This window comes from Pseudomonas sp. ML2-2023-3, from assembly GCF_037055275.1.
Classification (GTDB): domain Bacteria; phylum Pseudomonadota; class Gammaproteobacteria; order Pseudomonadales; family Pseudomonadaceae; genus Aquipseudomonas.
Genome location: NZ_CP146343.1, coordinates 1,928,787 through 1,947,491, shown reverse-complemented (window position 1 = coordinate 1,947,491; position 18,705 = coordinate 1,928,787). Strand labels below are relative to the sequence as shown.

General features: G+C 58.0%; 12 protein-coding genes and 1 pseudogene. 8 read left to right on the top strand and 5 right to left on the bottom strand.

The features are described 5' to 3' along the window. Both V6P94_RS09025 and V6P94_RS09020 read right to left on the bottom strand, forming a co-directional pair. Complete coding sequence (locus V6P94_RS09025; protein WP_338649260.1) at positions 1–2,385, bottom strand: NEL-type E3 ubiquitin ligase domain-containing protein; 2,385 nt, start codon at positions 2,383–2,385, stop codon at positions 1–3. A 24-nt stretch (positions 2,386–2,409) separates the two neighbouring features. Further along, complete coding sequence (locus V6P94_RS09020) at positions 2,410–6,618, bottom strand: hypothetical protein (RefSeq protein ID WP_338649258.1); 4,209 nt, start codon at positions 6,616–6,618, stop codon at positions 2,410–2,412. 136 nt (positions 6,619–6,754) lie between these two features. Between V6P94_RS09020 and V6P94_RS09015 the strand changes: the two genes are divergently transcribed. The 5 genes from V6P94_RS09015 to V6P94_RS08995 all read left to right on the top strand — a co-directional run bounded on the left by V6P94_RS09015 (position 6,755) and on the right by V6P94_RS08995 (position 13,000). Further along, on the top strand, positions 6,755–8,509 hold the full coding sequence (locus tag V6P94_RS09015; RefSeq protein WP_219260744.1) for an ATP-binding protein: 1,755 nt from the start codon (positions 6,755–6,757) through the stop codon (positions 8,507–8,509). A 3-nt stretch (positions 8,510–8,512) separates the two neighbouring features. Continuing rightward, positions 8,513–9,847, top strand: coding sequence for a sigma-54 dependent transcriptional regulator (locus V6P94_RS09010; RefSeq protein WP_326398346.1), 1,335 nt, complete (start codon positions 8,513–8,515; stop codon positions 9,845–9,847). A 298-nt stretch (positions 9,848–10,145) separates the two neighbouring features. After that, positions 10,146–11,468 carry an MFS transporter gene (locus V6P94_RS09005; protein ID WP_133075773.1) on the top strand — a complete coding sequence of 441 codons (1,323 nt, stop codon included), beginning with the start codon at positions 10,146–10,148 and terminating at the stop codon, positions 11,466–11,468. A 348-nt stretch (positions 11,469–11,816) separates the two neighbouring features. Next, positions 11,817–12,230, top strand: coding sequence for a heme utilization protein (locus tag V6P94_RS09000; protein ID WP_219260746.1), 414 nt, complete (start codon positions 11,817–11,819; stop codon positions 12,228–12,230). Between the two features lie 149 nt (positions 12,231–12,379). After that, positions 12,380–13,000 (top strand): flavin reductase family protein, encoded by a 621-nt coding sequence (locus V6P94_RS08995; protein ID WP_326398348.1) that lies wholly within the window; start codon positions 12,380–12,382, stop codon positions 12,998–13,000. A gap of 53 nt (positions 13,001–13,053) precedes the next feature. Here V6P94_RS08995 and V6P94_RS08990 read toward each other — a convergent pair whose 3' ends face one another. Together V6P94_RS08990 and V6P94_RS08985 are read right to left on the bottom strand one after the other, a co-directional pair. Continuing rightward, complete coding sequence (locus tag V6P94_RS08990) at positions 13,054–13,287, bottom strand: hypothetical protein (protein ID WP_133075775.1); 234 nt, start codon at positions 13,285–13,287, stop codon at positions 13,054–13,056. Between the two features lie 34 nt (positions 13,288–13,321). Further along, complete coding sequence (locus V6P94_RS08985; protein WP_133075776.1) at positions 13,322–13,636, bottom strand: putative quinol monooxygenase; 315 nt, start codon at positions 13,634–13,636, stop codon at positions 13,322–13,324. Positions 13,637–13,954: 318 nt separating this feature from the next. Here V6P94_RS08985 and V6P94_RS08980 point away from each other — a divergent pair. Beyond that, positions 13,955–14,885: pseudogene (locus V6P94_RS08980) on the top strand (AraC family transcriptional regulator N-terminal domain-containing protein). Here V6P94_RS08980 and V6P94_RS08975 read toward each other — a convergent pair. Further along, positions 14,880–16,511, bottom strand: coding sequence for a 5-guanidino-2-oxopentanoate decarboxylase (locus tag V6P94_RS08975; RefSeq protein ID WP_326398349.1), 1,632 nt, complete (start codon positions 16,509–16,511; stop codon positions 14,880–14,882). The pseudogene V6P94_RS08980 and the gene V6P94_RS08975 overlap by 6 nt on opposite strands. Positions 16,512–16,623: 112 nt before the next feature. On the opposite strand from V6P94_RS08975, the gene V6P94_RS08970 reads away from it, so the two are divergent. Together V6P94_RS08970 and V6P94_RS08965 are read left to right on the top strand one after the other, a co-directional pair. Then, the gene (locus tag V6P94_RS08970; RefSeq protein ID WP_219260752.1) at positions 16,624–17,514 is read left to right on the top strand and encodes a LysR substrate-binding domain-containing protein; all 891 of its coding nucleotides are present in this window, start codon (positions 16,624–16,626) and stop codon (positions 17,512–17,514) included. A gap of 138 nt (positions 17,515–17,652) precedes the next feature. Further along, the gene (locus tag V6P94_RS08965; protein ID WP_326398350.1) at positions 17,653–18,705 is read left to right on the top strand and encodes a Fic family protein; all 1,053 of its coding nucleotides are present in this window, start codon (positions 17,653–17,655) and stop codon (positions 18,703–18,705) included.

Genomic DNA, 18,705 nt, shown 5'->3' with positions numbered 1-18,705 from the left:
TTACTCACTGGACTCATAGGCCTTAAGCGTCAGCTCCTCGATCAGCACATTGACTCTCTGATCCCGGTCGGATGTAAGCGCTGCTCCTCTTTGCAACTCCACCAGATCTGAAAGCCCCGGCTCTTCGGCCAGTTGTTTGTAGTCCCGCTGATAATCCGCTTCGATGGCAGCGAAACGGTCTGCGTGTGTGCTTTCCAGAAAACGGCGCCAAAACGATTCGTACATGATCGAATGCATAAACGCCGGGCTACCATCCATAGCCAGAATACTGTCTCTGGCCTCGGTGACTTGTTGATCAGAAACCCCTGCCGTGGACTCGTACAACATAGACCGCGCACGGGTCGGTAAATCAAGGTCATCTGCCAGTTTCACCCGATAAAACAGGATGACTTCAGCGGCATCAGGATTACCGCCTGCCGCGACCCGCCTGCGTACTTCGGCATCTGAAACCTGGTCGACCTGCCTTAAACGGAATAGCCGTTTGGCCAGTTTGAAAAGCTCCGCTTCGCGCTGGGCCTGACCTGTATTATTCAGAGCTTCATGAATCAGCACTTCGACTTCCATGTTCTCAAACAGCACCATGGCACCATCACCGCAGCTTCGCTCTTCACGAAAGACCCGGGTCAGCAGCGCATCACGCAGTTGCGTGTTCGCCAGCATCTGATCAACGAGTACCCACACCCGATTTGTCAGTTGCTCCCACACGGCAGGCACCATCAAGTTTTGACTGGTGGCGAATAAAGCCAGGGTTTCAAAAAAATCCTTGGCTGCCCCCCCGGATCCTCGCAACAACGCCCACTGCTGCGTCCTGGCCTGCTTTTGCGCACCGGTCAGGCCCAAGTGCAGCCACGGCGCAACATCGTTTACCGACGCCTGTGCCTGAGCATGACCAATGGCATGGGCAATCGATGGACCATAGCCAAAGTCACTGCCGCCCTGGACCCAGTAAGCGATGATCCGGTCACGGCTTTGTGCAGAAATCGGGTTACCGGAAACACTGGTAACGCTGTTGGCCGTAGTTGTCGGAGGGGCGCTGAAAACGGCATCTGGAATGTCGCTAATCAGGTTATTGCGAAGGTTGGCCCATCGAACCTGAGTCAGTGCCCATAACCCGTTGGGCCACTGAGTAATCCCTGTGTTTTGCAAGTTCAAGGTGCGCAAGCCGGACATCTGACTCACATCGGGTGCAATTCCTAACGGATTGTTTTCCAGGCTCAATACTTCAAGCATTGAGCAAGACGCAAGCCGCTGAACATTGTCGGAGGTCAGTACAAGGCGATTGCCCGACAGGTCGAGTGACCTCAGCTGAGTCATGCCTGCAATCGCTGAAGGAATATCGCGCAGACGGTTACCAGACAAGCTCAGCGTGTGTAAATGCGGAAAACCATTCAGAAACTCTCCAGAACCGCTGCGCAAATTCATGCAGTCCATTCGCAGTACCCGGATATGACTCAAGTTGCCTGTCAGTGCTGGCAGGTCACCCACATCAAGGCCATAAAAGTCGAGTATGGGCCCAATAACATTGCCATCATTGTCCCGGGCTATCTGGGTTTCCCTGCGCCAGGCCTGCACGATTCGCTCACACACCTGGAGCCTGTGGCCCGGCATTGCCATCGCCATATGAGAAGTACCGCTAGGGTACAGCTGGATTTGCGCCCAACCATCCAGCTCAACCTGCATGGTCTCGAACTGCGCCCGGCTCACCGCCACATGGGCACGCCGAGAAGATTCAGTACCGCCCAATGCGTCCAGATAGTCGACAATCTTGTGATAGCTCCATGTGGGGTACAGATATTGTGCTTCACGGATCAAATACAGAGAGTGGTCCGAGCCCCCCATACTGATTGTCAGTGGATAAGCGATGAACGACCTGCCCAGGTCCATCGGCGGTTTTCGCGGCGGTGCAGGTGGCTCCAACCCCAACAGGGCTTGGACATTTATCCGGTCCTTGATCGCCTGATCACTGATTTTTTTAGCCAGCGTTGCCGTGTCACCCACGTCCGGGACATCCATGGCCGCACGCTCTGCCGGGGTGAGTGAATACAAAATGGAGGACAGCAAATTGTTGTCGGTTGCAGACGGTGCATTAAGTGCCTGCCCGTCTGGCGACCAGGCCTGATACTGGCTACCTGTCTTGACCAACACCCGTGAACTGTCAGCATCAGCGGCACCGATACTGTCGAGCAACTGACCATTGACACCATTGCGGCGAACCTCAAGCCTTGCGCCCGCTGGCCAGCCCGACAAGGACTGCAGCATGCGCAGTGTGAGCATTTCACTGTCCGCAGTTGCCGTGGCCCCGATATACAAACCTTCGTAAGCGCGTGCCAGCCGCACCTCTCTGGCCGTCCAGCCGACCTGCTCCGAAAAACGCGGGGCAATCATCTCTTTATCGAAGTAGTTGGTTCGCTAGGGGGCGGAGGTGTGGCGGAGCAAATGTTCGATGATGCTTTTGGGAAGATCTGGATAATTTTTTTGAACCAGTCTCACGTGCGGATCCGAACTGCGCTCCAGGCGCCCATAGAGTGACTTGAACACCGGGGCCTGGCGCGCAAGCGCATGGGCGGCAACTTTTTTAGCCAGCGCCAGCATGCGCTCCTCGATAGAGGGGTGGTACTCGCCCAGCAGGCTCAATGTATCGGCCTGATTCATGCGCGAGAGCAGCGCGCGCAGCAACAGGCTGGCGTTATCGGTCTCATTGATCGTCACCCTGATCCGAGGCGCGGTGTTGCTCAGGTCGGCCCCGTATTCCTGCAGCGTATTACCTTGCAAGTCGACAATTTGAAGTACCTTGTCCGCAGGCCAGTCGGGCAAATTCTGCATCAGCAACAGATGAATATCGCTGCGGGCTTCGGACAGGGAATGGTGTGCCTGCATTTGTTTTACGAAACGCTGAATCTCGGCTTCGATCTCGAAGCGCTTCCAGGTATCCACCAACAAGGGCGGGGGTGCGAGGTTGTTCATGTGAATCTGACGCAATACACCTTCGCTGGTATTGCTCACAGCCATGATTTTATGGCCCATTTCATCACTGATGGATTCAGGCCGGGCTCGCAGCCGGCGCAGCAATTTGAGCCCTTCCCACTGCAGGGGGTTCTCGATTGTCTGGCGCCATGCACCGTTGTAGTTGTGCTCCAGAGTCGGTTCGTTGACCCCGATTTTATTCGGGTGCTTCATGCGCCATTTATTGATCACAGGGTCGAAGTCGACCTGATAAACAGAACCATGCAACGACAGGTAATTTTTATCATCGATACGATAAAGACCCAGTTCACCGGGTGCCTGATCGCGCAGTACAACCTTTTTGCGCTCATATTGGAAAGTGGTCTTGTCCCACAGATTAACGGGGCCATCAGGCTGTCGCCGGGCGAGCATTGCATCACCCACTGCCTGGCGCAGACCCGATACCCGAGCGCCATCCATACCCAGCGATAAACGTTCACTTTCTCGCAACACCCAGTTGATCGCCAGGTAGAAGCTGTCAGGGGTTGAACTGATGGTCACTGTGCCACCGCGACGAAAATCAGAAACTTCGAAGGTGCCAGCCTTAGTCTGACGCAGGACGATGGTTGGATCATCAGGCCCCGTGGGGCTGTAGCCATCCGTTGAGGCTGGGGCACTCACATCCGTGACCACCAACCTGCGGTTGAGTCTGTCGCGCAAAACCCCTGTTGCGAACTCTCGGGTCCATAAATCGATGTCAGGACTCCAGGCCCGCCGGTGATAGATCCCGTCCAGTGCAATGTCTACCCGCAGCCGTGTCCGCAGGCGGTTTGCTGCACGGGCAAACGCCAAAGGCTGCATGCCTTGCTCAAGAGCCTGTGTGACCTGAGAGGGGGTAAAAGGGTGCGCAGCCAATAACGGTTCAAGGCTCTCCACCGACATCCAGGCATTAAGCTGATGAAGTTTGGCCAGCAATGGCGTCGTGGTACCCGAAAGGGGTGGGTACATCAAAGGTAAATACTTGTTGGCAGGGTCTGGGCGGGCAATCGGATCGTTGCGCTTGTGCCCATAGAGCGCTGTCAGTGCCTTGAACAGGAGTGGCTTATCCTCTCGGGCCAGGTCGGCAATTTGCCAACGTATCGAAGCAATTCGCCCTGCTTTGCTCAGGTCCGGATTGCTCTCGCGGCCCAGTTGTGAAGCCTCGGGCAACTGGTCGAGAATCAGCGTGAACAATTGCTCGACCTGGGCACTGCCCTGGGTGACATCATTCCTGGCCACATACGTACCGTGATCCAGGCGCTTGATTTCAATATGGTTCACAGGGGTGCCGGGCTGAAAATCCTTGCCATACGACTCAACCAGATGCCCCTGCTGATTGAACACATCCAGCACCGTCTCCCTGGGCCAAAGCTTCAGCTGTGTCAGCATGCACAACACTGCGCTGTCAGCGTTGACAGGCATTTCGCCGCGCTGGGGAAAGTCGCTTTTGATTTGCTCAATCAGTCGGTCAGCTTGAAGCCGACGCACGCCATCGGCCAGCGGGCCTGGAATAAGCTGACCTTGCCATGTGTTTTCAAGCTGTTCACGGCTGGTGCCGGTAATGCTCAGCATGCGCTCTATGTCACCTGGAGCAGAACCAGGCAAATCCAGCGCCAACATGCGCTGCAGCAGGTGCTTGTCGTCCAGCCCCTGAACATCCTCCAGCGCAAGGCGCCAGACCTGCTGACCGGGGTCAAACGCCACCGCGGGCCTGAATGCCTGCGCATTATCGGTTTTAAGCACGTAAAGACCGGACTGCGCGTCATGGGTGACTTCTACCACCAAGGCCTTGTCGCCCTCCTGAACCTTGGCATACCGCTTTGCATCGATGTCATACAAACCCTCAGCGTTGGGCACCCGGCCATCGAGTGCGTCTGCCTGCAGGTGCGGGTACGCGCTCAACTGCGGCCGCCACAACTCGACGCCACCCGACTGATGGGTGACCTTGCGCGGCTGACCAAGAGTGGCCCACAGGCCTTGCATACGCTGGCGGTAAGCCTTGGCCGCCACACCCACCAAGCGGGCACTGATCAACAAGTCGGCGCTGTCGGCCAATGCACCGGCAAAGTTCGTGACCTCTCCATGGCTCGCCTCCTTCACGCCTTGCACAAGGCTGTAGGCCAGGGAGCCCAATATGGCGGCCTGCATGATTGTATTGAGCCCCGATACACCTCCGGGCATGGGGGTGGTGAGCATCGTCAGCACTTCACTGCCTATGTCAGACAATGCCTCTTTGAAAGCCTGCCAATCCAGTGCCGACTTGCTAGTGGCCAACAGGCTCAAGTTGTCACGAAACCGCGCTGTCTGCCGCTCTCCAACTCTCTTGGCCAATGGTTGAGAACCGCTTGTGCTGATTTCGACATACAGTTGCAGACTGTCCAGGTCTGGCTCGGGAAACGTACTGCGAAAAGCATCATGCAGAACACCCGCGAGCCAGGTGATGCCCTGGGGCCTTGGCTCGTCACTCAGCAGCTTGTTGAAGCCTCCCAGGTCTTTCAACCCCAGATGCCTGACAAACCAGCCAAGCTGACCTTTGCTGTGGTCCTGCCTGAGTTGCTGCAAAAAGTGCTTCAAGCCGCTGTCTACGCTTTTGTGCCACAAAAGGGCTCCGCCGAGGCGTTGTGGGAAATAGCTGAAAACACCAGACACCTCAGGAACCTTGATCAGGAAAAGAGGGAGCGCAATTTCGCCGCGCCCGGAGAAGTCCAGGTAGTTTTCATCGTGAAAGAGCAATTTTGAGTCTTCTTCTGTACCTCCCGGGTGTCTGATGAACTTCTCCGGTATCACGGGTTTGAGACCCATTGAAACCGGCCATATGTGCGGCTCAGCGTCTCCCTTCAACATGCTGAGCAAACGCTCGTAATCGGTAAGGTTGACCTTCGACACAAAACTGTTGCGGTAAGCCTCCAGCAAATCGAACTCAAAGCCGGCTTTGGCCGCTGCAACCACCCGCTGCGTCAAGGAGCCATCCTGCGCATTTGCGCCATCAAGCAACTGTTTGAGCTTCGCACCCAGATCCAGTTTTCGCACAATCTGGATAAACGGCCCGGCAGGCCTGCCCCTCAAACCGGCGGTATAGTCGATGTAACTGGCTTGTTCAAAGCTGTAGGGCTTGAGCAATACCGAGTCAGTCCTGTAACTGAAGTTCTCGCACGCGGCATCCCATAGCGACACCACGCGAACATGTTCAATAAACCTGGACTCTTCCAGTGCGCGCGGCGTACGTCCGGGACTGAAGGTGAACTTGGGCTCGCGGGCAGCAGACGGTGAACCGCTGATGCGGGTCATGTACTCAAGCAGGTCCTCTTCGATATTTTCACGGTAACGGGTATGGATCCGCGCTTGCTCGGGGTCGACATCAACGCCCAGCAGCTCCTTGAGCTCATGAGTGAGTGCTGCCAGATGAGTTGACTTGAAGTCGGCCTTGATCCGCGTGATCTCGTCCTCAACCGCCTTGAGGGATGCCAGCGCGTTGCGATAGAGCACGGGATAACTGAATTTATGCGCCTCGCTCAGGCCATTGAAGTTGGCTTCGACAACTGAAGACAGATAGGTGAGCGCCTCTTTTTGCGCCCATTGCGTACTGGACAACAGCAACGGTGCTCGACCGCGTACAGGGGGTAAACTCGTCGTCATGGCTAGGATTCCGCTGGGTTGAAAGCCAACATATCCCTGAGCAAAACCTGCGCGGCGGTAGATAGTTATCCCGTCTCCTGCAAGGTACTGGCGTCATGATATGGTTCGCGCCCTGCCATTCGAGCGGTTTGCCACTATGCCTGTGACGTCTCGCACCCTGCGTTTGACGCTGTATTGCCTGTTGATTCTGGCCGGAGCGGCTCTGGCTGGCGGCTGGGCGATGCGCCAGGCCGAACGTCATGCGCTGGAAGAGAGCGCCCGCCGCGGGCCTGAACAACTGAACCTGTATGCCAACTCGCTGCACACGCTGATTGAGCGCTATCGCGCCCTGCCCGCTGTACTGGCACTGGACCCGGAGCTGGTGACGGCCTTAAGCAAGCCCTTGACCGCGCACGAACAGGCCGCACTCAATGAAAAGCTTGAACGCATCAACGGTGCGGCCCAGTCCTCCACCCTGGAGTTGCTCGACAGCACCGGCCTGGCCGTCGCCGCCAGCAACTGGAATACCTCCAACAGCTATGTGGGCCATAACTATGGCTTCAGGCCCTATTTCAAGCAGACCCGCAGCCAGGGCAGCGGCAGCTTTTATGCCGTGGGCGTGACCAGCGGAATACCAGGTTACTTCCTGTCCAGCGCGGTGCTCGATGCCGACGGCAGGTTTTTGGGGGCGATGGTGGTCAAGCTTGAATTCCCGCAGCTGGAGCGTGAATGGAGCCACGGCAACGACACCCTGCTGGTCAGCGACGCCCGGGGCATTGTGTTTATTGCCAACCAACCCGGCTGGCGCTATCGCCTGTTGCGACCGTTGAGTGACAGCGATCGTAGCGAAATTTCCGCCACGCGCCAGTACCACGATCAACCCCTGACGCTGATGAAGACCCACACCCTGCGCAGCTTTGATGAAGCCAGCTCCCTGACCCGCGTCGACGGACCCAACGGCCAGGCAGATTATCTGTGGGGGTCGTTGCCACTGAGCGCAGAAGGCTGGACGCTGCACCTGCTACGCCGTCCCGTGACCGCCGCGGAAGACAGTCGCAATGCCGCACTGGCGGCGATTGGCCTGTGGCTGACGCTGGTGTTTCTGGGGCTATTTTTATTCCAGCGCTGGCGACTGGGGCGTTTGCGCCAGCGCAATCGTGAGGAGCTTGAGCAACTGGTCGAAGCCCGCACCCGGGATTTGCGTACTGCGCAAGATAGCCTGGTGCAATCAGCCAAACTCGCGGCACTGGGGCAAATGTCGGCGGCGCTGGCCCACGAGATCAACCAGCCCCTGACCGCCCAGCGCATGCAGTTGGCGACTTTGCGTCTGTTGCTGGATCACGGCCGTATCGACGATGCCTATAAAGCCCTGGACCCGTTGGAGCAGATGCTCAAGCGCATGGCCGCACTCACCGGCCATTTAAAGACTTACGCCCGCCAGAGCCCCAGCGGTTTGCGCGAGCGCCTGGACCTGGCAACCGTGGTCGATCAGGCCCTGCAGTTGCTGGAGCCGCGCCTTCAGGAAGAAGCCATAGAGCTGACGATCAATCTGATTCGCCCGGCCTGGGTACGCGGCGATGCGATCCGTCTGGAACAAGTGTTGATCAACCTGCTGCGCAACGCCCTTGACGCCATGCTCGACACACCGCGCAAACACTTGGAAATCCGCATCGAGGCTAATCAACAACTGTGGCACTTGACGGTCAGCGACAGCGGGGGCGGGATCAGGGAGGAACATCTGGGTAAAATCTTCGATCCGTTCTTCACCACCAAACCGGTGGGTGACGGATTAGGTTTGGGCCTGGCGGTGTCTTACGCCATTGTTCACGAAATCGGCGGTCGCTTGACCGCCTGCAACCGGGCCGATGGCGCACAATTCACGCTGACGCTGCCCATCGCACAGGAAATGTGAAACATGCTCAACTCGGTGATCGTGGTCGATGACGAGGCCAGTATTCGTAATGCCGTGGAGCAATGGCTGAGCCTGAGCGGCTTTGAAGTGCAGTTGTTCAGCTGCGCCGAAGACTGCCTGGATCAACTGCCTGCGCATTTTGCCGGGGTGATTGTCAGTGATGTGCGCATGCCGGGGATGGGCGGCCTTGCGTTGCTGACCCGCTTGCAGCAACTGGATGCGGACTTGCCGGTGATTTTGCTGACAGGCCACGGTGATGTCCCGATGGCCGTCGAAGCCATGCGCGAGGGTGCTTACGACTTTCTCGAAAAACCCTTCAGCCCCGAAGCACTGCTGAGCAGCCTGCGTCGAGCCCTGGAAAAGCGCCAGCTGGTACTCGAAAACCGTCGTTTGCACGAACAGGCTGACCTGCGCGAACTGATCGACGGGCGCTTGCTGGGTGTGTCGCGCAGCTTGCAGACCTTGCGTCGTCAGGTGCTGGAGCTGGCGCCACTGCCGGTCAATGTGTTGATTCGTGGCGAGACCGGCAGCGGTAAGGAACTGGTCGCCCGCTGCCTGCATGATTTTGGCCCCCGTGCCGACAAACCTTTCGTGGCGCTCAACTGCGCCGCAATCCCCGAGCAGTTGTTTGAAGCCGAGCTGTTCGGTCACGAAAGCGGGGCATTTACCGGAGCGCTGGGCAAGCGCATCGGCAAGCTGGAGTACGCCGATGGCGGGACCTTGTTTCTGGATGAAATCGAAAGCATGCCCTTGGCCCAGCAAGCCAAATTGCTGCGGGTGCTACAAGAGCAAAAGCTGGAGCGCCTGGGCTCCAATCAGAGCATCAGCGTGAACCTGCGGGTGATTGCCGCCACCAAACCTGACTTGCTCGAAGAAGCCCGCGCCGGGCGTTTTCGCGAAGACCTGGCCTATCGACTGACCGTGGCGCAACTGCGCCTGGCACCGTTGCGCGAGCGCCGAGAAGATATTCCATTGCTGTACGACGCCTTTTCACACAGTGCCGGCGAACGCCTGGGGCGCAGCGCACAACCGCTGAGCGGGCCACAACTGTCCCGTTTGCTGAGCCACGACTGGCCGGGCAATGTGCGCGAACTGGCCAACGTTGCCGAGCGGGACGTACTGGGCTTGAGCGAACCGCAACTGGACGACCCTGAAACAGGGCAATCACTGGTGACGCAACAGGAAGCCTTTGAGGCGCAATGCCTGCGTGCTGCGCTGACCCGACATAAAGGTGATATCAAGGCAGTGCTCAATGAACTCCAACTGCCGCGCCGTACCCTCAATGAAAAAATGCAGCGTCATGGGCTGGTGCGCGAGGCGTTTTTGGGAAGCAGTTAAGCGATTCCTGCCTCTGTGGGAGCGGGCTTGCTCGCGATTCGGACGGCGCGGTGGTTCAGGTAAACCGCGGTGATGCCATCGCGAGCAAGCCCGCTCCCACAAGAGTCAGGGCCTGCAACGCTTGTCAGATAGGCGGATTCTTGCCTATGACGCACCCGAAAACCAGCGGATTCCCGCTCACCCACCACCCTCTCCCCTTGTAAACCGGGCCCTGCAGCCTTGGCACAACTCCTGCTATAGCCCTGCAAGCTCGCGTTTTGACGCGCTATAAAAAAACAATGAAAGAAGGATCCATTCAATGGATAACTCCAGCACCCTGCCTGCCGGGTCCGCGTCTGCGGCCCCCAAAGAAAAGACCACCTCAAGCCGTATCAAATCGATTTTCAGTGGCTCCGTCGGCAACATGGTCGAGTGGTACGACTGGTACGTCTACGCCGCATTCTCGCTGTACTTCGCCAAGGCCTTTTTCCCCAAGGGCGACACCACCGCACAATTGCTCAATACCGCGGCCATCTTCGCCGTAGGCTTTTTGATGCGCCCGATCGGCGGCTGGCTGATGGGCCTGTACGCTGACCGCAAAGGCCGTAAAGCCGCACTGATGGCTTCGGTGCTGCTGATGTGCTTCGGCTCGCTGGTCATCGCCCTGTCGCCAGGTTATGAAACCATTGGCGTGTGGGCACCGGTGCTGCTGGTCTTCGCCCGTTTGCTGCAAGGGTTGTCCGTGGGTGGCGAGTACGGCACCTCGGCAACCTACCTGAGCGAGATGGCGACCAAGGAGCGTCGTGGCTTTTTCTCCAGCTTCCAGTACGTGACACTGATCTCGGGTCAGCTCATCGCCCTGGGTGTATTGATCGTTCTGCAACAGACCCTGACCGAAGAACAGCTGTACAGCTGGGGCTGGCGCGTTCCGTTTGTGATCGGTGCCCTGTGCGCCGTGGTCGCGCTGTATCTGCGTCGTGGCATGGAAGAAACCGAGTCGTTCAAAAAGGTCCGGGTCAAGCCTAAAGAAAGCGCCATGCGCACCTTGATGCGCCATCCTAAAGAGCTGATGACCGTCGTCGGCCTGACCATGGGCGGCACGCTGGCGTTCTACACCTACACCACGTACATGCAGAAATACCTGGTGAACACGGTGGGGATGAGCATTTCTGACTCCACCACCATTTCGGCCGCCACACTGTTCCTGTTCATGTGCATACAGCCACTGGTGGGCGCTCTGTCGGACAAGATCGGACGTCGTCCAATCCTGATCGCCTTCGGCGTGCTGGGTACCCTGTTCACCGTGCCAATCCTCACCACCCTGCACACCATCACCACCTGGTGGGGCGCGTTCTTCCTGATCATGGCCGCGTTGATCATTGTCAGCGGCTACACCTCGATCAACGCCGTGGTGAAAGCTGAACTGTTCCCGACAGAAATCCGCGCACTGGGCGTAGGCTTGCCTTACGCGCTGACCGTGTCGATCTTCGGCGGTACCGCTGAATACATTGCGCTGTGGTTCAAGAGTGCAGGCATGGAAACCGGTTACTACTGGTACGTGACTGCCTGTATCGCCTGCTCTCTAGCGGTTTACGCCACCATGAAAGACACCCGCAAGCACTCGCGTATCGAAACAGACTAAGCCCCGCCTCCAACCAGCCCCACACGGGGCTGGTTGTATCAGCAACACCTTCCTGCCCGCCCCCTCCAAAGCACCTCCCTCTCTGTTAAGTGCGTCAGCGTTATCTGACTTAATAGTCAGTTAACTCTGTTAGGCCACTATCCATTTCAGCAAGACCTCTATCGCTGGCTGATGTGAATCGTCACCAAACGCAAGAGCAGACATCCGTTGGCCTGTTTTTGCGCGGGCGAACACATCGAATAAATCGATTATTTATCGCTATTTTTTGCGCTTTTTAATCAAATTAATCGGCGTAGTCTTAAACCCATACCCACTGAACATCTCAAACACGAAACAAGGAGCTTCATCATGAAAACCAAATTGATCCTCGCTGCCGCCTTCTCTGCCCTGGCTTTCAATGCTTTTGCCGCCGATGGTTTCGACCGTACTCACTCGTCGAGCTTTGCTGAAGACGGCTTCAGCCGCACAGGTTCGGCCGCCGTTGCCGCTGATGGCTTTGATCGCACCGGCTCGGCTACTTTTGCTGAAGACGGCTTCGACAAAACCGGTTCGGCCACCTTCGCAGAAGACGGCTTCGACAAAACCGGCTCGGCCACCTTCGCAGAAGACGGCTTCGACAAAACCGGCTCGGCTACCTTCGCAGAAGACGGCTTCGACAAAACTGGCTCGGCCACCTTCGCAGAAGACGGCTTCAGCCGTACCCATTCGGATACCTTTGCCTCGGATGGTTACGATCGCACCAATGGCGCCCTTTTCAGCTAACACCTGAAGGAGGCACTTCAGCCCGGCCCTGGCCGGGCTTAGTCGTTTCTGGGGGAAAGAAAATTGCGAAAACCCGTAGCCGCTTTTGTAATCAGCCCCAAGGCCTTGCACTATAGGGGCTCTATATCAGCCGTTTGCGGACTACTCCCATGCATGACGATATTCATTTTTATGAACCCTCCCAAGGCCACGGCCTGCCCCACGATCCGTTCAACGCTATCGTTGGCCCGCGTCCGATTGGCTGGATTTCGTCTCAGGATGCCCAAGGCCGGCTGAACCTTGCTCCCTACAGCTTTTTCAACGCGTTTAACTACATCCCGCCGATCATCGGGTTTTGCAGTGTGGGTCGTAAAGACAGCCTCAATAACATCGAGAAAACCGGCGAATTCGTCTGGAACCTGGCCACACGTCCCTTGGCCGAAGCGATGAACCAAAGCTGCGCCATGGTCGGCCCCGAGGTGAATGAGTTCGAACTGGCAGGCCTGACAACTGCAGCTTCGCGGGTGATCAGTGTGCCGCGCGTGGCCGAAACGCCAGTATCGTTTGAGTGCAAGGTCACGCAGATCATCCAGCTGCAACGCGCAGACAAGGCGTTGGTGCCAAGCTGGCTGATTCTGGGTGAGGTGGTGGCCGTACATATCGCCAGACACCTGCTTAAAGACGGGATTTACGACACCGCAGCCGCCGAACCGATTTTACGCGGTGGCGGCCCGGCGGATTACTTCCAGCTAGGCCCCGAAGCACTGTTCAAAATGCATCGGCCGCGTTAGGGCCTGTTGACGTTTGGTTGTGAGCCACAACCAAACGTCAACAGCCCCTACAACTACCAGACCAGCTCGGCGTCTTCGGTGACGCCCTGCAGGGCTTCAAGTTGTTGCGCGGCAGCAGCATCGGCGGCGGTCGCTGTTTTGAACGTTTGCTCGATCAGTACTTTGTGAAAGCGCGGCGCTCCACCTTCATACAAGGCTTTGACTGCAATCGCTGCGTGGTAAATCCCGGGTTCAACCGGAACCACGGCTGATACCGCTTCAAAATGTGCAAACTCTTTACGCGCCATGCTTCAACTCCCGGCCAATGGAAAAACCGGCATTCTACCTGTTCAACCCGCTCGCATCGTTGAAGGTCTTGAAATCGAGGCTATCCACCACGTGCTGGTAGACCAGCACGCCGTAAACATCCATGAGCGATGAGTTGAAATACGCCTGCATCGAGGTTTCATCCTGCCAATAGCCCGCGACCTGCCACAGCAGCGGATCGCTCTGGCAATGCTGCAAGGCGAAGTGCAGGCAACCGGGCGTCTGCAGGGTCGGTTCAATCAGTTGGCTCAGGCACGCCTGGACCTGGACCGAACACCCTGCGCGGGCGCGAACCAGGGTCATATGACTGACGGCATTGGACTGGGGCATGCTGGCCTCCACAAAGGAAAAGGGTGTTAGGGAGAGGTTCAAAGCTTAGAGGCCAGCACCCGTGACCGTTAGTCGATTCCTGCCCCAGGCTTGCACGATTCTGCAAAACCTCGTTTTTTCCCCTTCTGATTGCGCACTTGAACCGTCTGTCTCGCCTTTGGCTTTTTGAGCAAGGCTGTACGTCTGCAACGGGTTTGGCAGGCACATGAGCGCTGCCAATGACAGGATCAGGCAAGACAACGGCAGAAATCGGCTACCCCTTGGCCTTGCACAAACTTAAGCTGTACCTGCCCTGTTGCTTTAATGAGGATGCGACCTATGTCACTGCTGGAACCACCGCGGCCCGCGCTCGACCCCGCACTTGAAAAACAGCGCGTGGAACTGGCAGACCTGATTTACCGCCACGCCCCTGAAGACGGCTCGTTCGATACCGGTGTCGAGGCGCTGTTTGTGTCCCGTTACAGCCAACCCAGCGATTTTGCCCCCAGCCTGCCCAAACCCGCGCTGTGCATCATGGCCCAGGGCCGTAAAGAGGTGCGGCTGGCGGATGAATACTTCGCCTACGACCCGCTCAATTATCTGGTGGTGTCTGTGTCGATGCCGATCAGCGGCAGGGTGCTGGAAATATCCCCCGAACACCCGGTACTGGCCTTGCGCCTGGATATTGATCCTGCGGACATTTCCACCCTGATCAGCGATGCGGGCCCCATGGGCGTGCCGTCGCGACCGACCGGACGGGGCCTTTACGTTGAGCCCATTGACCCGCCGATGCTCGACGCATTGCTGCGCCTGACACGCCTGCTCGACACCCCCAAAGATATCGCCATGCTTGCGCCACTGATTCGCCGTGAGATTTTGTACCGGCTATTGCGCAGCCCCTTGGGCCACCGCCTGTATGAAATCGCCAGCGAAAATAGTCAAAACCATCGCGTCAGCCGGGCTGATTTCCTGGCTTAACGGTAACTTTGAACAGCCGCTGCGCATCGACAGCCTGGCACGGGAGGCCAATCTCAGCGTGTCGACGCTGCATCATCGATTCAAGGCCATGACCGCCATGAGCCCACTGCAGTACCAAAAACAATTGCGCCTCAACGAAGCGCGGCGGCTGATGCTCAGTGAGGGCCTGGATGCATCGGCAGCGGGCTATCGCGTGGGCTATGAAAGCCCGTCGCAATTTAGCCGCGAGTACAGCCGTCAGTTCGGCGCGCCACCGGTGCGGGATCTGGCGCGCCTGCGCATGAGCCTATAGCGCGAGCGATTGCTGCCAGTGCCACTCATCGATTTCAATCACGCTGGGGCCCTGGCGGTCGGCGGCGCTGGCCAGGGCTGCGCGCAATTGCGCCTCGCCCTCGACCGTCTGCGCGGTACACCCCAACGCCTTGGCCACACCGATAAAGTCCGGGGTGTAAATGTCGACGCCCACGGGCTCGATGGCGCGATTGAGCATGTATTTTTTGATTTCGCCGTAGCCCTGGTTGTTCCACAGCAACACGATTATCGGTGTGCGTGCCTCAACTGCACTGGCCAGTTCAGCCAGGGTGAATTGCAACCCTCCATCACCGATCAGGCACAAGACCGGGCCACCCGCTTTCCCCTCTGCCCGACGACCCAACCAGGCACCGACTGCCGCTGGCAGGGCATAACCCAGGGTGCCGTAGCCGGTTGATGAGTTGAACCAGCGACGCGGCTGCCCGGGGTTGAAGGTCAGGTTGCCGGTGTACACCGGCTGGGTTGAATCACCTACACACACCGCATCCGGCAGCACATCGAACACAGCCTGCAAGAAATGGGTTTGGGCCCGGGTCGGCGCATCCCATTCAGTGGCCAGTTGCGCCTTGAGGCGACTGACCCGCTCTGAGCCCCAGTCCGCCCGCCGTGGCGGCACTTGAGCAAGGCTCGACAGCAAGGCTTGGGCGGCCAGGTTCGCATCGGCTACCAGGGCCAGGGTGGGCGGGTAGTTGCGCACGGTCTGATCCGGGTCGATATCGATGCGCAACAAGGCGCCAGGGATCTCAAAACCGCCAGCAAAGGTCACGTCGTAATCGGTCTCGGCCAGTTCGGTGCCAATGGCCAGCACCACGTCCGCCTCGGCCACAAGCGCCCGTGTCGCAACCAGTGATTGGGTCGAGCCAATCAACAGGGGGTGATCCGAAGGCAGCATGCCCTTGGCATTAATGGTCAGGGCCACCGGGGCGCCCAGTCGCTCCGCCAGTTTTAGCAGCGCGGGGCCCGCCTCTATCGCGCCGCCACCCGCCAGAATCAACGGCCGTTTGGCATGGATCAACCGCTGGCTCATCTGTTCGATGGCAGCAGGCGAAGCCCCTGGCCGGGCAATGCTTACAGGGTGACTGGCAAGCAATGCGTCGGCGTTTTCCACCAGTACGTCCAGGGGAATCTCGATATGCACAGGCCGTGGGCGACCGGCCTGAAACAGCGCAAATGCCCGCGCCAGCACGCCCGGCAACTCTGCCGCCGACATCAGGGTGTGGGAAAACGCCGCCACGCCAGCCACCAGCGCTCCCTGATTCGGCAGTTCGTGCAACTTGCCACGCCCCCCGCCCAACTGGCTGCGCGACTGCACACTGGAAATCACCAGCATCGGAATCGAATCCGCATAAGCCTGGCCCATCGCAGTCGTGATATTGGTCATGCCGGGGCCGGTAATGATGAAGCACACACCGGGCTTGCCGCTGGTACGGGCATAGCCGTCAGCCATAAAACCGGCACCCTGCTCGTGACGCGGGGTGACGTGATTGATTCTGGACCCTGCCAGCCCGCGGTATAGTTCAACGGTGTGTACGCCGGGGATGCCGAACACCTGCTCGACCCCGTACGCCTCCAGCAACTTGACCAATACTTCGCCACACGTCGCCATGTGTCCTGCTCCTCTTCTTGTTCGGGAATGAACCATTGAAGCGGTCGGCTGTGGTGCGCACAACGCAAACGTGCTCATACTAGCCATGTCCTGGACTCATGGCTGACCACTGATGAAACGCCTACCGCCACTTCCCGCGCTGCATACTTTTTTGATCACGGCTCAATGTTGCAACTTCACCCGTGCCGGTGAGCAGTTACACATCACCCAGGGCGCGGTGAGCCGGCAAATTGCCGGGCTTGAGGAACATCTGGGTTATGCGCTGTTTCATCGCCAGGCTCGCGGCCTGAGTCTGACCGAACAGGGCCAGGCGCTGTATCCGCGGATCGGGCAGGTGTTCGACATGATCGGCGAGGCAGTCGAGTACGCCAGCATTCGCCGTACCCCGCTGCAGATCAAGGCCCCTACCTGCATGCTGCGCTGGCTGCTGCCCAAGTTGCTGCACTGGCAAGAACTGCGCCCCGACGTGCCGGTGGAACTGACCAGCAGCGTGCAGCACGGGGTGGACTTTCGTCGCGAGGCTTTCGATGCCGCCGTGGTCTACAGCCCGCAGCCGGGGCCCAAGCGCGAAGGCCAGCACCTGTTCGACGAACAACTGACCCCGGTATGCGCCCCGCATCTGCTGGACGGCAGCAACGCCATCAACCACCTGAACGACCTTGCACAACACACCCTGCTGCACCCCAGCCGTGATCAACAGGACTGGATCAACTGGCTGGCTGCGGCGGGGGGAGATGTGTCGATGATCTGCAAGAGCCAGTACTTCGACACCCTGGATCTGGCCATGACCGTAGCCGCCCAGGGCAACGGTGTCGCCATAGGCGACTGGTCACTGATAGGGGATGACCTCAAGGCTGGCCGACTGGCCATGCCCTTTGACTTCAAAGTACGGACCGGCGCCGCCTACCTGCTGGTGTGTTCTGCGCGCAACGAACCGTCCGCACCGCTGCGCGAATTGCTGGATTGGCTGGTGAAACAGGCTAGGGATACTGATCAGCCGTGAATTAATACGCCACGGAAAACCTGAAGCTACAAAAATCCCTGTAACAGTTTAAATAGGGTAATCGATACTTAAAAAGGGTAAAAACGGTCATTAACAACCCATTTAAGTCTCGAAATTACCCTATTTAGAAGGAAGCTTATGCACTCGCTCACCGTCGAACTTCTGACCAAGCTTCGTTATGACGGCCTGCAGCTTTCTACTCTGCGAGCGCTGGGCGAGTACCGGGGCAAGCAAACGTTGTTTGTCGCGCAATCGGCAGAGGCACTTGCAGGGCTTAGACAGCAAGCAATGATCGAGTCCGCCGAATCATCCAACCGTCTGGAGGGCGTTGTTGTCTCGCCCACTCGCCTGAAATCCCTGATGGTCAAAAACGCCCAACCTAAAAGCCGCTCCGAGCAGGAGATTGCCGGCTATCGGGACGCCCTGTCGCTGATACACGAAGCCTGCGATGCCATGCCCGTCTCAGAGGGCACGGTGCGCCAGTTGCATACGATTCTTTATCGTTACTTGCCACAAGAGGGAGGTCACTGGAAATCAACCAACAATGACATCATTGAACGCCATCCCGACGGGAGTCTCAGGGTGCGGTTTACACCGACGCCTGCTCACCTGACACCCATGGCCATGAATGATTTACTCGCCCGCTATCACAGCGCCAACGAGCAAAAACTGGCCGATCCGTTGGTTCTGGTTCCCCTGTGCATTCTGGACTTCTTGTGTATCCACCCCTTCGCAGACGGGAATGGCCGCGTTGCCCGCCTGCTGACCCTGTTACTGCTCTATCAGTTTGATTACGCCGTAGGTCGTTTCATCAGCCTTGAGCGTATTTTTGAAGACAGCAAGGAGAGCTATTACGAGACCCTGGAAGCCAGCTCGGTCAACTGGCACGTGGGTGAACATGATGCAGGGCCCTGGCTCAATTACTTTTGGGGCGCACTCATCAAGGCTTACAAAGAGTTTGAAGCCCGGGTGGGAACCATTGAGAAAAAACACGGCAACAAAAGCAGCCGTGTCCGTATTGCCGTATTGAACCGTTCACTGCCGTTTTCAATCAGTGACATCGAACTTGCGTGCCCGGGCACGAGCCGCGACACGGTGCGCCTGGTGTTACGTACGTTGAAAGCTGAAGGCTTGATCGAATCCACAGGCAAGGGGCGAAGCGCGAAATGGCGCAGTTGCCCCCAACCGTAA

Coding starts and splice junctions, on each gene's coding strand:
- V6P94_RS08990 (WP_133075775.1), bottom strand. CDS start 13,287: ATGGCGCGTAAAGAGTTTGCACATTTTGAAGCGGTATCAGCCGTGGTT.
- V6P94_RS08985 (WP_133075776.1), bottom strand. CDS start 13,636: ATGCCCCAGTCCAATGCCGTCAGTCATATGACCCTGGTTCGCGCCCGC.
- V6P94_RS08970 (WP_219260752.1), top strand. CDS start 16,624: ATGAAACGCCTACCGCCACTTCCCGCGCTGCATACTTTTTTGATCACG.
- V6P94_RS09015 (WP_219260744.1), top strand. CDS start 6,755: ATGCCTGTGACGTCTCGCACCCTGCGTTTGACGCTGTATTGCCTGTTG.
- V6P94_RS09020 (WP_338649258.1), bottom strand. CDS start 6,618: ATGACGACGAGTTTACCCCCTGTACGCGGTCGAGCACCGTTGCTGTTG.
- V6P94_RS09005 (WP_133075773.1), top strand. CDS start 10,146: ATGGATAACTCCAGCACCCTGCCTGCCGGGTCCGCGTCTGCGGCCCCC.
- V6P94_RS08965 (WP_326398350.1), top strand. CDS start 17,653: ATGCACTCGCTCACCGTCGAACTTCTGACCAAGCTTCGTTATGACGGC.
- V6P94_RS08975 (WP_326398349.1), bottom strand. CDS start 16,511: ATGGCGACGTGTGGCGAAGTATTGGTCAAGTTGCTGGAGGCGTACGGG.
- V6P94_RS09010 (WP_326398346.1), top strand. CDS start 8,513: ATGCTCAACTCGGTGATCGTGGTCGATGACGAGGCCAGTATTCGTAAT.
- V6P94_RS09000 (WP_219260746.1), top strand. CDS start 11,817: ATGAAAACCAAATTGATCCTCGCTGCCGCCTTCTCTGCCCTGGCTTTC.
- V6P94_RS09025 (WP_338649260.1), bottom strand. CDS start 2,385: ATGATTGCCCCGCGTTTTTCGGAGCAGGTCGGCTGGACGGCCAGAGAG.
- V6P94_RS08995 (WP_326398348.1), top strand. CDS start 12,380: ATGCATGACGATATTCATTTTTATGAACCCTCCCAAGGCCACGGCCTG.